Source organism: Thermosporothrix sp. COM3 (assembly GCF_059696735.1).
Map to the genome: position 1 here is coordinate 5,456,930 of NZ_AP019376.1, position 14,633 is coordinate 5,471,562.

At 53.3% G+C, this 14,633-nt stretch carries 11 protein-coding genes; 2 read left to right on the forward strand and 9 right to left on the reverse strand.

The features are described 5' to 3' along the window. The first annotated feature begins 729 nt into the window (after positions 1 to 729). Positions 730 to 1,647: a 16S rRNA (adenine(1518)-N(6)/adenine(1519)-N(6))-dimethyltransferase RsmA gene (gene rsmA / locus KTH_RS23150; protein ID WP_497621270.1), complete on the forward strand. Its 918-nt coding sequence runs from the start codon at positions 730 to 732 to the stop codon at positions 1,645 to 1,647. Between the two features lie 136 nt (positions 1,648 to 1,783). Then, positions 1,784 to 4,027 (forward strand): tetratricopeptide repeat protein, encoded by a 2,244-nt coding sequence (locus tag KTH_RS23155; RefSeq protein ID WP_111325845.1) that lies wholly within the window; start codon positions 1,784 to 1,786, stop codon positions 4,025 to 4,027. A gap of 74 nt (positions 4,028 to 4,101) precedes the next feature. On the opposite strand, the gene KTH_RS23160 is transcribed toward KTH_RS23155, so the two are convergent. From KTH_RS23160 to KTH_RS23200, 9 genes are all read right to left on the reverse strand, one after another. After that, on the reverse strand, positions 4,102 to 4,587 hold the full coding sequence (locus KTH_RS23160) for a PRC-barrel domain-containing protein (protein WP_111325844.1): 486 nt from the start codon (positions 4,585 to 4,587) through the stop codon (positions 4,102 to 4,104). Positions 4,588 to 4,877: 290 nt separating this feature from the next. Further along, positions 4,878 to 6,119, reverse strand: a complete 1,242-nt coding sequence (locus KTH_RS23165) for a beta-ketoacyl-[acyl-carrier-protein] synthase family protein (RefSeq protein WP_170142954.1) — start codon at positions 6,117 to 6,119, stop codon at positions 4,878 to 4,880. Then, positions 6,100 to 7,095, reverse strand: coding sequence for a biotin synthase BioB (gene bioB / locus KTH_RS23170; protein WP_174843905.1), 996 nt, complete (start codon positions 7,093 to 7,095; stop codon positions 6,100 to 6,102). The genes KTH_RS23165 and bioB overlap by 20 nt, the downstream gene beginning before the upstream one ends. 30 nt (positions 7,096 to 7,125) lie before the next feature. Next, positions 7,126 to 7,827 carry a dethiobiotin synthase gene (gene bioD / locus KTH_RS23175; protein WP_111325841.1) on the reverse strand — a complete coding sequence of 234 codons (702 nt, stop codon included), beginning with the start codon at positions 7,825 to 7,827 and terminating at the stop codon, positions 7,126 to 7,128. Next, the gene (bioA, locus tag KTH_RS23180) at positions 7,824 to 9,149 is read right to left on the reverse strand and encodes an adenosylmethionine--8-amino-7-oxononanoate transaminase (RefSeq protein ID WP_497621274.1); all 1,326 of its coding nucleotides are present in this window, start codon (positions 9,147 to 9,149) and stop codon (positions 7,824 to 7,826) included. The genes bioD and bioA overlap by 4 nt, the downstream gene beginning before the upstream one ends. Then, positions 9,139 to 10,374: an 8-amino-7-oxononanoate synthase gene (bioF, locus tag KTH_RS23185; RefSeq protein ID WP_497621276.1), complete on the reverse strand. Its 1,236-nt coding sequence runs from the start codon at positions 10,372 to 10,374 to the stop codon at positions 9,139 to 9,141. Before bioF ends, bioA begins: the two co-directional genes overlap by 11 nt. Before the next feature lie 170 nt (positions 10,375 to 10,544). Continuing rightward, positions 10,545 to 12,029: an aldehyde dehydrogenase family protein gene (locus KTH_RS23190; protein ID WP_111325837.1), complete on the reverse strand. Its 1,485-nt coding sequence runs from the start codon at positions 12,027 to 12,029 to the stop codon at positions 10,545 to 10,547. Positions 12,030 to 12,225: 196 nt separating this feature from the next. Next, positions 12,226 to 13,494, reverse strand: a complete 1,269-nt coding sequence (rho, locus tag KTH_RS23195) for a transcription termination factor Rho (protein WP_111325836.1) — start codon at positions 13,492 to 13,494, stop codon at positions 12,226 to 12,228. Positions 13,495 to 13,904: 410 nt separating this feature from the next. Next, positions 13,905 to 14,378, reverse strand: a complete 474-nt coding sequence (locus KTH_RS23200; RefSeq protein ID WP_497621279.1) for a hypothetical protein — start codon at positions 14,376 to 14,378, stop codon at positions 13,905 to 13,907. Positions 14,379 to 14,633 lie beyond the last annotated feature (255 nt).

Below are 14,633 nucleotides of genomic sequence, written 5' to 3' on the forward strand. Positions count from 1 at the left end.
GACATAGTAGTATATATCCCTTCCTGGCAAGTGTGGGTTTTCAAGGGTTATGACAAATGCCGGGTCTCTTTCTCCTTTGTCCGCACCGCATCCCAGATCACTATGTTCCCCGCAAGTGAAAGTGAGTAAGTGAGGAAAAACGATAACCCACACAGACAAAAAGACGCCTGACTGAGAATAGTTCTAGAATATGAAACCCTTAACACATATCGACGACTATAACGTTTTGAGAGATTGTTTTGTTGTAAGTCTGGTACTATGAGCTAGCCGGTGTAATCGGCATGGCTACCAGGAATGTTCTTGTGTTGTCATTATGATGGAGATAGGCGCGTTGTCCGGCCTCCACGCTGAGGAAAGCATCTGCGCTTTCGATCCTGGAACGGATCAACGACCCGCTCTCTATTTGTTAGAACGATTCTATTGATCGAATGGAACAGTTTTCTGAAGCGAATCCTGATGAGCGAAGAACGAGCCTTCTGAAGAGATATATGGTAATATGGTGTATGATAGTTGGCCAGGGTTCTCTAGTGCAGAATGACAAACTGGTGGTAGGCTTGAAACAGGAAGCTCGGAAGACGATGCCATTATGCTCATGGAACCACGGGTCACCAATCATTGTAGTGAGATTGAAACAGCGAAATGAGCTGTCGTGTGCTTCCCTCTCAGAGTTGCTGAGGGCTGAAAGACTGAGATACTGTTTGTAAGCAGGAAAGTGTGGGGATCGGTTCTGTGTCTGAAACAAGAGATAAGTTGTTAAGCGATAAAGAAATAGCCTCGCTCGATTTAACCAATGTCCGGGATTTGCGAACGCTGTTATTCGCTCATCAGATGCGTCCCAATAAATCGTTCGGGCAGAATTTTCTGATCAACCGTGGCATTCTGGAACAAATTGTTGCCGCGGCAGAGCTACAGAAAGATGAGCAAGTGCTGGAAGTCGGCGCAGGAACTGGGGTTCTGACACGTGAACTGGCTCTCCATGCTGAAAAAGTGGTCGCGGTAGAACTGGAACGGGACATGTTGGCCCTGCTGAGAAGAACGACTGCGCATCTGCCGAACGTGGAACTGGTTGCGCAAAATATGCTCTTCTTGAATCCCGATCATTCCTTTGAGGGTAAGCCATACAAGCTTGTTGCTAACCTTCCTTATTATCTGACTGCCGCCGCCTTCCGGCATTTCCTGCAAGATGTGACGCATAAGCCGCGTCGGTTGGTTGTCATGGTTCAGCTCGAAGTGGCACAGAGAGCTGTGGCTGAACCGGGGGATTTGAGCTTGCTTGGTGTCAGCATTCAGTTTTTTGGCAAGCCCAGGATCATTACGCGGGTACCGGCTCAGGCGTTTTATCCTGCCCCGAAGGTTGATTCAGCTGTCTTGCAGGTGGATGTTTATGATGAAGTACCGCTTGCGCCAGAAGAGCAGAAGCGCTTCTTTAAGCTTGTACAGGCGGGATTTTCAGAAAAGCGTAAGCAGATTCATAATGCGCTGGCCCGGGGGCTACATCTGAAAAATGAGGAGGTTCGTGGCTGGTTAGCTGCCGCACATATTGATCCGATGCGCCGTGCTGAGACCTTGAGTATCGATGAATGGCTTCAGCTCTGGCGGGTGACAGAAGCTGGTAGCCCCACTGTGGGCACAGATATGCTATCATAAGAGCGGTACAGGTAAACTGCATATGCAGAAATTTCCTCTTCGTATGAGGAATTTTCTTTGTTTTTGCAACAAAGAGCCCATCCGAAACGTTTAACTGTTAAAATCTATTTTGCAGTGAAGAAGTGTAGCGAGACCTATGTCAATAGAGGAGCAGTTCTGCGAGAGCTGTGGGGCCGCCAATCCGGCTGAGGCACGCTTCTGCCAGTTTTGTGCTGCTCCACTCCCGTTTAAACATACAACTGGAACACTCCCGGAACAAACCCTGCTTAATGGGCGGTATCAACTTGAATTCCGCATCGGTCAGGGGGGAATGGGCGCTGTCTATAAGGCGTCTGATACCCGTTTCAATAATCGCCCTATCGCGATTAAAGAGATGAGCCGCGCTGGGCTGACCGGTAGCAGTATTAAAGAAGCCGAGGAGTCATTCGAGCGAGAAGCACAGCTTCTGGCTGAGCTTTTACATCCCAATTTGCCCCGTATCTATGACCATTTTAATGAAGGTGAGCGCTCATACCTCGTGATGGATTTTATCGAGGGTGAGAGCCTGGAAGATACGCTTGAAAAGGCAAATGGCGGTCCTCTTGAGCTTGAGCGGGTGCTGAACTGGGCAAAACAGCTCTGTGACGTTTTGTCCTATCTGCATAATCATCAACCGCCGATCATCTTCCGCGATCTGAAGCCGTCAAATGTGATGATCAGTGGAAATGGACATATCTATTTGATAGACTTCGGCATTGCACGCGTTTTTAAGCCCGGGCAGGCCCATGATACGATTGCGCTTGGTTCACCCGGCTATGCTGCTCCTGAACAATATGGGAAAGCCCAGAGCACTCCACGCTCCGATATTTATAGCCTGGGGGCGCTTCTTCACCAGTTGTTGACGGGAGTTGATCCAAGCGATCAGCCGTTCTTCTTCAAGCCCGCAAGTGAGTTGAATCCGCAGGTTCCACAGGAATTATCTGACCTGCTTCAACAGATGCTGAATATGGATTCGGCGTTGCGTCCAGAAAGTGCTGAAGTGGTGCTCGAAACAATCCGACGGATCGAGCAACAGCAGGTAAGTGGCGAGACCTATGGGCTCTCGGCGATCAATACACCACGTTCAATACCGGTCTCTAATCCGGTTGTTGTGACCCGGACCAGGCAACCTGAAACGGACCGTCTGTTGCAGGATGCCTACCGCCTGTATTCTGAACGACGGATCAAGGAAGCACTGGAAGCCTATGACCGACTGATTCAGGTTGATGGCTCCAATGTACAGGCGTGGCAGGGCCGAGGGCTAACGCTGGCGATGTGGGGCAGGCATCAGGAAGCCTTGCAGGCATTTGAACGCGCCTTGCAGGTAGACCCCAATTTTGTTGGGGCGCTAAACAGCAAGGGAGCCGCGTTGAATCGTTTACGCCGTAATCAAGAGGCGCTCGATGCCTTTGATAAAGCGATCTTACTGGACAGAGCAAACGCTGTTGCCTGGAATGGAAAAGGGGCTGCCCTCAGCGCACTGGGTCGACATGAGCAGGCGCTTCATGCATTCGATCAGGCGTTACAGTATGATCCGAGTATGGCGCTGGCCTGGGCAAATAAAAGTCTGGTCCTGCGACATCTTAAACGGTATCAGGAGGCGCTTGATGCGGCGGAAAAGGCGCTGAACTATGATAGCAATGCAGCCGCCAATTGGAACAATAAAGGGCTGATTCTCTATGAAATGGGACGGCTCAAAGAGGCCAGTGTGGCCTATCAAGAGGCGCTGCGGCATGACTCTCGTTTCGCTCCCGCGTATTATGGTATGGGCAACGTACTGTACGCACAGCAACGCCTGAAAAGCGCGCTGGAACAGTACGAGCAGGCGCTTCAGTTCGATCCCTATTATGTGAAGGTCTGGGAGCGCAAAGGGCAGATTCATTATGAGATGGGAGCATATGCGAGAGCGCTTTCTGCATTCGATCGTGCTTTACAACTCGATCGAAACTACGCGCTGGCATGGAACGGCAAAGCGAATGTCTTGAGCCATCTGGGGCGCTATCAGGAAGCGCTGGCTGCCTATGATGAGGCGCTGCGGCTGAACCCGAATGCGGCTGCTACCTGGAACGGAAAAGGCAATGTCCTGTATCGTCTGAACCAGTACAGGCAGGCGCTCGATGCCTATGATCGTGCTCTGATCCTGAACCCACGCATGGTTTCAGCCCTCCATAATAAATCGTTGATCTTAAAACTGATGGGGCGGTATGGTGAGGCCCTGATAGCCGCAGATGAAGCGATCAGGCTCGCGCCAAATGATCCCGATAACTGGCTGCGAAAAGCCGAGGCGCTTCGTAAGTTATATCGCCGGCGTGAGGCGCGTGCCGCGGAAGAGGAAGCCGCTCGCCTGCGTGGGGGCATGTAGCGAACGAGGAAGAAGACCAAAAAAGGAGACAGGGCCAGCACATTCTTGCCAGCCCTGTCTTTTCGTTTCTCCTCCTAGCGGAGTTTACGGGCAACCTGGTTCTGAATCACGATTCTTTCGCTGGTGCTGGAAACAATCGCGTCGGCAGGAAAGGTCTTTGTTCTGCTAGAACCCTCAGGGGTGATTTCGAGCGCGCCCAGGCGCAGTGCCACCAGAGGCTCAGTGGCAAGCCAGATATCACTAACTCTGCCGAGAACGTTGTCCTTTTCGTCCACAACCGGGCGTCCGATCAATGCTTCACTCTGGGGATGTGCTGGCAGGAGTCTGATGAGCATGTTTTCGTTAGCTATAGTTACTCGATCGCTTTCCAGCCGCTTGAGTGCCATGACTGGCAGCGCATAATCTCCCTCTACACGTGTGCGCACGCGCAGAGCATTGATCGCGCCTGTATCTTCCTCAAAGTAAAAATCAACGATGGTTCCCAGTGATTTACCCAGTTTCGGGACATATACTGCACGGTTGCGCAGATCCGCCCACTTGATCAATGTATTATTGTTCACCGGTAATACTCCTCAAAAAAGAGATAATGACCTGGAAACATCTGTTTCCCTGTCCATCTGGCTCCAGGCCTGGACAAGCAGCATGCGCTGTTGCGGGTATGAAAGATAAGGTGTCCTGTTCTTTTCAGCGCCGGCGGAGCCAGGCATTTCGGTTCGCGGTTTATTATACCCCTGTTCCGCAGTGATGAATAAGAGCGGAAGAACGGAAATAACGTATCCTCAAGAGAGCCATAATTGTATATGGCTATGTTCATTGTAGCATAGGGAGGGGGATATAGGGGAGATGCCCTTCACTCACAGCGGGAAAAAATGAGGGCAACGTTGTAGCCCCCAAAGCCGCTGGAACAGGAAAGCACCGCTTGATGCTGATGGGCTCTGGTATGCCGAACAAGCTCTAGATGGGCACAGGTTGGGTCAACCTCGGTCAGGGTGATAGTTGGCGGAAGGCACTGTTTCTGTAGTGCCTGGACTCCTGCGATACCCTGTACCGCTCCGGAGGCCCCGAGCAGATGCCCCAGACTGGCTTTTATCGCGGTTACAGGGATATGGGCGAGCGTGGGTCCAAATGCCTGTAAAAGCGCCATTGCTTCCGCCGTGTCACCCAGGCGGGTACCTGTCGCATGGGCAAAGATAGCATGAATGCTCGCCGGATGCAGGTTCGCTTTTTGGAGTGCCTGCCGAATTGCCAGGGCCAGATACGTTCCCTCGGGATCCGGGCGGGTCATATGAGTTGCATCGATCGTACAGGCATAGCTCTTCAGTTCGGCATAGATCGGGGCGTGACGTGTGCATGCATGCTCATATGCTTCCAGTACGAGGATGCCTGCGCCTTCTCCGGGCACGAAGCCATCACGCTTCAGATCAAAGGGGCGGCTCGCCTCTTCCGGGGCATTGTTGTGCCGAGAGAGTGCGCCCGTTGCCTGATCCCCCGCCAGTGTGAGCGGTGTGATACAGGCCTCCGCGCCTCCACAGAGCATGATATCAGCGTCTCCATGTCGGATTCGTTCTGCGCCCTCACCAATTGCCTGAGCGCCAGTCGCACAGGCGGCATTCGGGGCAAGGGTTGGGCCGTGCAGACCGAAATGGAGAGCGATCTGTGCTGCTGCCCTACTGCTGAGCATTCCCGGGATGATATACGGACTGATCGGGCTCTGTGTCTGAAGGGCCGCCGCGCCTGCAAGTGCGAACTCTTCTCCCCCATGACTGGACCCGATAGAGACGCCAGCCAGGCAGGGATCAAACGAGGCGGTATGAAGTCCGGCATCCTGCCAGGCCTCAAGGGCGGCCAGAAGGGCAAAAAGGGCGAAGCGGGGTAGACGCCGCCGCAGCTTTTCATCGAGAAAAGGCGGAAGCGTCAGGTTCCGTACCTCGGCGGCTATCTGAGTCTGGAAGCGCGACGCATCAAATTGCGTAATCCGACCTATACCGCTGTGCCCCTGGCATAAGCGGAGCCAGAAGCTTTCTACCGAGTTCCCAAGCGGGGTAATCGCTCCCATGCCGGTTACTACAACTCTACGCTTGCTCGTTTGCATGCTCATCTGTTTCCTCAAGCTCAAACCCCATATCAGCAATCATCTGGCGGGTCTCCTGATAGCCCTGACCGGAAGATGTCAGATAGCCGGAGACAAAGACTGAGTTCGCAGCGTAGAGCGCCAGCGGTTGCAGGGAGCGAAGGTGTACTTCGCGTCCTGCCGAGACTCGTAGCTCCTGGGCCGGATTGAGCAGGCGCATCAGACAGAGGATCCGCAAGCAGTCATATGGACGGAGGTAGCGGTGATGGGCAAAAGGCGTTCCCTCAAAGGGAATAAGGAAATTGATCGGGATGGATTGGGGAGCCAGTTCCCGTAAAGCCAGCCCAACATCAATGATATCTTCTTCTGTCTCTCCTTGTCCGAAAATCGCGCCAGTACAAAGCTGTAATCCGGCACGTCGAGCGGCATGGAGTGTGTTCAGACGATCCTGGTAGGTATGCGTCGTGCAGATCATCGAGTAATAGCGTTCGCTGGTGTTCAGGTTATGATTGAGCTGTTCGACTCCGGCTTCACGCAGCATCTGCGCCTTTTCCTCGGAGATCAGACCAACCGTGCAACAGATACCGATATCAACATTCTCCTTGATGTGACGAATGGCCCTGGTGAGAAAGGCGATCTCGCTGTTATTCGCGCCACGGGTACTGATCGCGATGCAGTAACGTCGACACTGCGCCTCTTTCGCTTTGCGGGCACCCTCAAGCAGGCGTTGCATGCTGACCATCGGGTAGCGCTCGATCTCGGCCGTAGAGATGTGTGACTGAGAGCAGTAATGACAATCTTCGGGGCAGATGCCACTTTTGGCGTTGATCAGCATATGGAAATGGACCCGGTTCCCACAGTAGTGGTGGCGCACGCGATAGGTGGCGCTGAGTAGCTCAAGGATATGGTGATCTGGACAGCGCAGAACAGAGCGGCATTCATCCCGGCTGAGCGTTGTCCCTGCAAGCGCCTTGTCTGCCAGATGGTGAAAGTCCATGCGAATACCTCCTGCCGTGTCATATGAGAATCAGGAAAGACATGATAAAAGGGGCTCAAGCGGTATCTGCGAGCCATAGTGCAGGAATGTTTCCTCTGTGTGTTCAGGGAGAAACGGGATCTCTCCAAGCACGGGCGCCCCGCCCCATCGCATCAGAGCCTCTTTGTTTGTTCTGGTCGCCTCATCGCTTGCCGGGCAGGGATGGTTCAGAAGAATACCCAGCACCGGGACGCTCTGTCGGGCAACGCGGATCGTCAGCGCGGTGTGATTGATGACACCGAGCACGTTTCGTGCAACTACAAGTAGTGGTACATCCAGCCGTTCGATCAAAGTGAGAAAGGTTGCCTGCCCGGTCAGGGGAACGAGCAGACCACCTGCACCCTCGATCAGTACAATATCATGTTCTGCTTCCAGTTGGCGGTAGCAGGCGATGAGATGGTCAAGGGAGATACTTTCTCCTGCCCGCTCCGCTGCCAGCGCAGGAGCAAGGGGTTCCGCGTAGCAATAAGGTGTTATGGTGCGGGCGGGAGCGTGACACCTTGAAAGATGCCGCAACAAGAGCGAGTCCTGAGGTTGCAGGCCGTCCTCATCGCTCTGACATCCTGTCTCAACCGGTTTCATCACACCAACACGCATCCCCTGCTGCCGCAGCGTTACCGCGAGCATGCCACTGATCGTCGTTTTCCCGACGCCCGTATCGGTACCCGTAATGAAGATTCCTTTTGTACTCATACACCGTTCCTGTCTGCTAGAATGGTTGAGAGGGTGTTGAGCAGGAAGGTCATTTCCTGCTCAGAGATCACCAGCGGCGGCATGACCACAAGCACATTGCCAAGTGGGCGCAATAGAATGCCACGTCGACGCGCCTCTTGCAGAACGGGGCGCTCTGGATGAGGCTGTTCCGGGCTGGTTTGCAGCTCAATGCCCGCCATGATGCCACACTGACGTGTCGCGACGACTCCGGGCAGTGTGGCAAGCTGCCGTAGTCCCTGACCAAGCTGGTCAATTCTGCTTTGCAGTCGGTCCAACGTGTGCTCTTGCTCAAACAGGGCCAAATTTGCCAATGCAACGGCGCAACAGAGTGGGTTGCCCGTGTAGGTATGTCCATGATAGAAGGTGCGCTCAGGGCCCAGAAAAGCCCTGTAGATCTCTTCTGTGGTAAGGGTGGCGGCCAGGGGGAGGTAGCCACCGGTAATACCCTTTCCAAGCGCCATAATATCGGGCTCGATTCCCTCATGTTCGCAGGCAAAGAGCCGCCCCGTTTTGCCAAAGCCAGTAGCGACCTCATCGACAATAAAGAGCAGGTGATATTGTTTTGCCAATTCCCACAATGCGCGGGTGTAGCCTGCCGGGTAGACACGAATGCCCGCCGCTCCCTGCACCAGTGGCTCAACAATCATCGCAGCCAGTTCGCGGTGATGAGCTGCAATGATACGCTCCACTTCGTGAATGCAGGGAACGCCATGACGCGTACAGGAAAGCGGACAGGAGCAGGGAATCCCGGGATCAGCGTGCACTGGTGAGAAGAGAAGCGCTGCATAGGCCTGCCGATACAGATCAATTTGACCGACACTCATAGCTCCCACCGTATCGCCGTGATAGGCGTTTGCAAGCGAAAAGAAGCGCTGTTTTTGTGGTTGAGGGTCAGGACACTGTTGCCAGTATTGAAGCGCCATTTTAAGCGCTATTTCGACCGCTGCGGCTCCTGTATCTGAGTAGAAGACGCGGGTGAGTTGACCGGGCGTCACGGTTGCCAGGCGTTGTGCAAGCTCGATCGCGGGTGGATGTGTCAGACCGAGAAAGGTCGTGTGAGCCACTTTCTGAAGCTGTGCCTGAAGGGCTGCATTGAGTGCCGGGTGATTATGTCCATGTACATTGACCCAGAGCGAGGACACACCATCGAGGTAGGGCCTGCCTTTGCTGTCGAAGAGATAGCAGCCTTCAGCGCGTTCAATAATAAGCTGTGGCTCTGCTTCCCAGGCCTGTTGCTGAGTAAATGGGTGCCAGAGAAACCGCTTGTCTGCCTGTTCCAGCCTGATTGTATTACTCTCCACAAATCCTCTCCTGGAGTAGTTTTAGTTGCTTGCCTACCTTTTCCAGTATGTTTACCGCAAAGAGCAGATCCTGTTGTGTATGGGTTGCCATAACGCTCAGCCGAATACGCGCCTGACCCATAGGCACGGTCGGCGGGCGGATCGCGACAGCGTACAGACCGTGTTCGCGGAGGAGTTCGGCCATGCGCAGGGCTGTGGTGGACTCCCCGACAAGGAGCGGGATAATATGCGTTTCGGATTGAAGTGTATGGAAGCCCAGGGCTTTGAGATGAGTGCGCAGGAAGGCTGCTTTTCTTTGCAACTCAGTTATCCGGGTCGGGTCCTGTTCGATGAGATCGAGCGCAGCCTGAGCGGCGGCAATCGTGGCCGGAGGAAGCGCCGTAGTAAAAAGAAAAGGCCGAGCCACATTGAGAAGATACTGGTAGACCAGTTCGCTCCCAGTGACAAAAGCGCCGAAGCCGCCAAGCGCCTTGCTCAACGTATGGACCGCTACAGTGACATAGGGCGTAATCCCCAGATGCGCGGCCAGTCCACGCCCGCCGGGGCCGAAACAACCTGTTGCGTGTGCCTCGTCGATAATCAGAAGGGCGTTGTGTGTGTGGCAGAGCCGAGCAATGTCTTCTAGCGGGGCGAGGTCGCCATCCATGCTAAAAACTGTCTCCGTAACCACCAGCCGGACGCCCTTCTTTCCCTCAAGATCGAGCGCTGCAAGGAGTTTGGCAAGCGCGGCCGTATCGCAATGGGGATATGTTTTATAGGTCGCGCCGCTGAGCCGACAGCCATCAATAATACTGGCATGGTTGAGGGCATCGCCGAGAATGACATCTTGTGGGCCTGCAAGAGCCGTAATCACGCCGATATTAGCGCTATAGCCGCTGGTAAAGAGGAGTGCCCTTTCCTGGCCGATAAAGCGTGCCAGCCGCTGTTCAAGCTGCTGATAGGCGACGCTGTTGCCTGCAATCAGGCGAGAGGAGCCAGAACTACAGCCGTCCCGTCTGGTTGCCTCAATGGCCGCATCACGCAGGGCAGGGTCTGTTGCCAGGCCGAGATAGTTATTGGAGCTCAGATTGAGCAGGCTACGTCCGGCAAGCTCTATGCGGGGCTCGTTCCCATGTTCCAGAAGAGGTAACGTGCGCAAGAGATTCCGCTTTTGCAAGGCGGTCAGACGCCGCTGCATAAATTGTTGAATATGCGTGGTTGAAACTGGTGGTTGCTCTTCTGTCAACGTGCCATCCCCTCCCTTTGGTGATATTATGTAAGGTCCTTTTGCTTCTTAACATGAAAATCATGCCACTGTCAAGTTTATTGTGTAACAGATAGAAGAATATGTATATAGTGTTTGAGGGAGATGCAGGGAGGGAGGGCAGGACTCAATGAGCCCTGCCGCCAACGATGTTATTGGTTATCAATCTGTGCTTTTTGCAACTTACCGCTGTAGTCCGTATAGACGACTTTCCACTCGGTAAACACATCCAGGCCAGCAATGCCGGCCTCACGGTGTCCGTTGCCGGTGCCTCTGGTACCACCGAAGGGGAACTGAATTTCTGCGCCCGTCGTTCCCGAGTTTACATAGAGAATGCCAGTAGTGATATCGCGTACGGCTTGCTGTACACGATTGACATTCTGTGTGTAGATGGCGCTGGAGAGACCATATTTGGTGTCGTTATTGACGGCAATTGCCTCTTCAAAGGAAGCGACCTTGATGGCCGAGAGGACCGGACCGAAGATCTCTTCTTTCGCAATGCGCATATCTGGCTTCACATCTTTAAACAGCGTGGGTTGATAGAAGAAGCCCTTACTCAGTTCGCCCTCTGTCGCCGGTTTGCCGCCGATGACAAGCGAAGCTCCCTCGCTCTGACCAATCTTCACATACTCGTGGATGGATTCCAGTTGTCGCTTGTTGATGACCGGTCCAACGTCGCTTGCTTCGTCCAGCCCATTTCCGAGGCGTAGCTTCTCGATGCGTGGAATCAGCAGGGTCAGCAGCTTCTCATACACATCCTGATGGATAATCAGGCGGCTACAGGCGGTGCAGCGCTGTCCGGTGGTGCCATAGGCGCTCCATAAAATACCCTCGACAGCGAGTTCGAGGTCAGCATCATCCATCACGATAATGGCATTTTTGCCGCCCATTTCCAGTGAGACGCGTTTCAGCGATTTAGCTGCCTCTACAGCGACGTGGCGTCCTGACTCGGTTGAACCGGTAAAGGAAATAATCGAGACATCAGGGTGATGGATCAGTGCCTCACCGACGGTCTGTCCGGAGCCAAAGACGATATTCACGACTCCTTCGGGAATCCCGGCTTCGTGCAGGATCTCCACAAGCCGGAACGCGCTTTGCGGTGTATCGGAAGCAGGCTTCAACACAATGGTGTTGCCAGCGATGAGAGCGGGAAACATTTTCCAGGTGGGAATAGCAACCGGGAAGTTCCAGGGAGTGATACAGGCAACAACGCCGACTGGATCACGTAGTGCCATGCCAGATTTATTGGGTAGTTCTACCGGAACGGTATAGCCAAAGAGACGACGTCCTTCACCGGCCATATAATAGGCCATATCAATGCCCTCCTGGACATCGCCGCGTGTCTCCTTTAAAACCTTACCCATTTCCCGGGTCATAATGCGTGCAAGGTCTTCTTTGTAGCGGGACAACAGTTCGCCGACCCGGAAGAGGATTTCACCGCGTTTGGGAGCCGGGACGAGCCGCCAGTGCTCAAAGGCAGTGCGAGCGGCGGAGACGGCTGCCTCTACATCAGTTTCGTCAGAGAGAGGGAAAGTGCCAAGCAGTTCACCTGTGGCGGGGTTGATGTTCTGAAACGTCTTGCCGCTGTGCGCGTCCTGTCGCTTCCCTCCTATAATGTTCTGGAAGGTTGTGCTCATAGTACCTCCTGCACCAGAAAAAGCCAATCCATGAAGTCCGCTCTAGAGCGAACTATGGCTAGCAGATATATTCTTCACAAGCCATACACCTTATGCTATCGCACATACTGGAATATCTGCAAGAGATAGCGTTCTAGAGCGGACCCTTGTATCCGAGAGAGTTTCCCGACTCGTAACGGTCAGGTGTGGCGGATCATTAGGAAATGTTCCCCTTGAGGGTTGCCAGAAACTCCATGTTGTTGCTTGTTTTGGACATATGTTGTAGCAACGCTTCCATCGCTTCCAGTGAGCTGCGACCTGGCTGATCTGCCAGCGTTGAGAACATACGTCGCATAACCACCACAGCGCGCAGGGTGCGCTCGTCGAGCAGCAGTTCTTCGCGGCGGGTGCTGGAGCGAGAAATGTCGATAGCGGGGAAGACACGACGTTCGGCGAGTTTGCGATCAAGGACCAGCTCCAGATTGCCAGTGCCTTTGAACTCCTCGTAGATCACATCATCCATGCGGCTTCCTGTATCAACCAGACAGGTTGCAATAATCGTCAGGCTGCCGCCTTCCTCAATTTTGCGTGCTGCGCCGAAGAAGCGCTTGGGAGGAAAGAGGGCGCTTGGATCAAGGCCGCCGGAAAGGGTACGGCCACTGGGCTGTACAGCCAGGTTGTACGCGCGGCTCAAGCGGGTGATGCTGTCCAGCAAGATCACAACATCGCGTCCACCCTCAACCAGGCGCTTGGCGCGGTCGAGCACCATTTCAGCTACACGCGTATGGGCTTCGGTTGGCTCGTCGAAGGTTGAGCTGATGACCTCTGCTTTGACTGAGCGTTTCATGTCTGTGACTTCTTCGGGGCGTTCACCGATCAGGGCAATCATCAGGTGAACATCGTCATAGTTGGTGGTGATGGAGTTGGCGATAGACTTGAGAAGCATCGTTTTGCCGGCTTTTGGAGGGGAAACAATCAGGCCACGTTGTCCGCGTCCGATAGGAGCAACCAGGTTGATGATACGCCCGGAAATATTCGAGGCTCCTGTTTCCAGATTAAACATCTCGCGCGGGGAGATGGGAGTGAGCAACTCGAAATGTGGACGTCTCTTTGCTGCTTCTGGATCTCCTCCATTGATTGCCTCAACACGCAGCAGGCCGTAGTACTTTTCGTTGTCCTTGGGCGGCCTGACCTGTCCGATGACCATATCTCCATTGCGAAGACCAAAGCGGCGGATCTGCGATTGAGAAACATAGACATCCATATTTCCCGGCAGGAAGCGTTCCTGTCGCAGGAAGCCAAAGCCCTCGTCAACAATTTCCAGGACACCGGCACTGAAGATATTGCCCTGCTGTTCAGTGTTTGCTTGAAGAAGTCTGAAGACGAGGTCCTGTTTCTTGAGGGTACTGTAACCGGAGAGTTCGAGATCGCGAGCAATTTCGCGTAGCTCCGGTAAGGTTTTTTGTTCTAACTCGGCTATGTTCACGTTACGTAGGGCGACAGCATTAACATGCTTGAGGAATGCGCCCTTTCTCCTTTCTGGCTTGAACCTGAATATTTGGTGGGAAACAGAGAATACAATACATGTATCAGGAAGGGTTTTCCTCCCTTGTATGAGAATGTTTGTGGCAACGGGTAGTTTTTGATGAAGTAAGAGGTGCCAGCACATGAACCAAAGACAATGTACTACACTGAAACACTTCAACGAGTCGGGAAAATGTGAAACTGATCGTTTTGTAAGGTGGCGTGGTACATAGCTTCGGAGCTAGCAAGAATATATCACAGGCAAAAAGAGATGTCAAGATATTCCTCTGCCCCCCTCTATGCAGCGTCAGTAATTATACTCTACTTGAGTTTGATTATCAGTTGATTCGCTTCTCGTGAAATACTGCTGCTTTATAGAACAGTTTGCCGCCTCGCTGTGTAGAGTGCGCTCAGTAGACGAACCCGACCGCGGGCCTTTTGCTCCTCGTAGAATGGGTACCAGTGATGGTCCAGCCATTCGTTGCATTCCTGCAAAAGGGGGCCCAGAGACCGTGCCTCAAGCTCCTTCTCAACAATGCCATTGGCGTGCGGATGCTGCTGTGCGCGTGGCAGAGGCGAACCAAACCCATGCGCATAGTGTACCAGCTCATGCGCGATGGTCGTTATAAGCACGCTCTCCGGGACGTTTGCAAGCTGGAGCAGTGAGTTGATACCTATAAACGAATGGGAGTTGTCCAGGGCAAGGCGGATCAGTCCGAGACGCGTTTTCCAGGGAAAGCAATAGCCAATATAAATCTCGTTCGGACGCTGAACATCTGAGAAATAGCGTTGCCAGATATCTTCAAGATAGCTTGCAAGCTCCAGGCGTTTTGGGACGATTCGCATGCTGTGAGGGTGGTCATCCCCCTTTCTCTTTATGCTATTTCTATTGGCAATACGAGACATAGTGGAACTCCTCGGGTGTATCTTTCTGCTTGTGTTCTGCTTTTTGCTTCAGTATACAGAGGCGCTGTAGTTATAAATATGATTTGATGAGTTCACTATTATAAGATGCTCTGTTTTTATAGAACCCATGAGAAACCACGCCTGCTTCGGGGGGCTTTTTTGCAAAGTTGGCGAAAATTAAGAAGAGACTGAGAA

Coding starts and splice junctions, on each gene's coding strand:
- KTH_RS23155 (WP_111325845.1), top strand. CDS start 1,784: ATGTCAATAGAGGAGCAGTTCTGCGAGAGCTGTGGGGCCGCCAATCCG.
- KTH_RS23165 (WP_170142954.1), bottom strand. CDS start 6,119: ATGCAAACGAGCAAGCGTAGAGTTGTAGTAACCGGCATGGGAGCGATT.
- bioB (WP_174843905.1), bottom strand. CDS start 7,095: ATGGACTTTCACCATCTGGCAGACAAGGCGCTTGCAGGGACAACGCTC.
- bioD (WP_111325841.1), bottom strand. CDS start 7,827: ATGAGTACAAAAGGAATCTTCATTACGGGTACCGATACGGGCGTCGGG.
- KTH_RS23190 (WP_111325837.1), bottom strand. CDS start 12,029: ATGAGCACAACCTTCCAGAACATTATAGGAGGGAAGCGACAGGACGCG.
- KTH_RS23200 (WP_497621279.1), bottom strand. CDS start 14,378: ATGCGAATCGTCCCAAAACGCCTGGAGCTTGCAAGCTATCTTGAAGAT.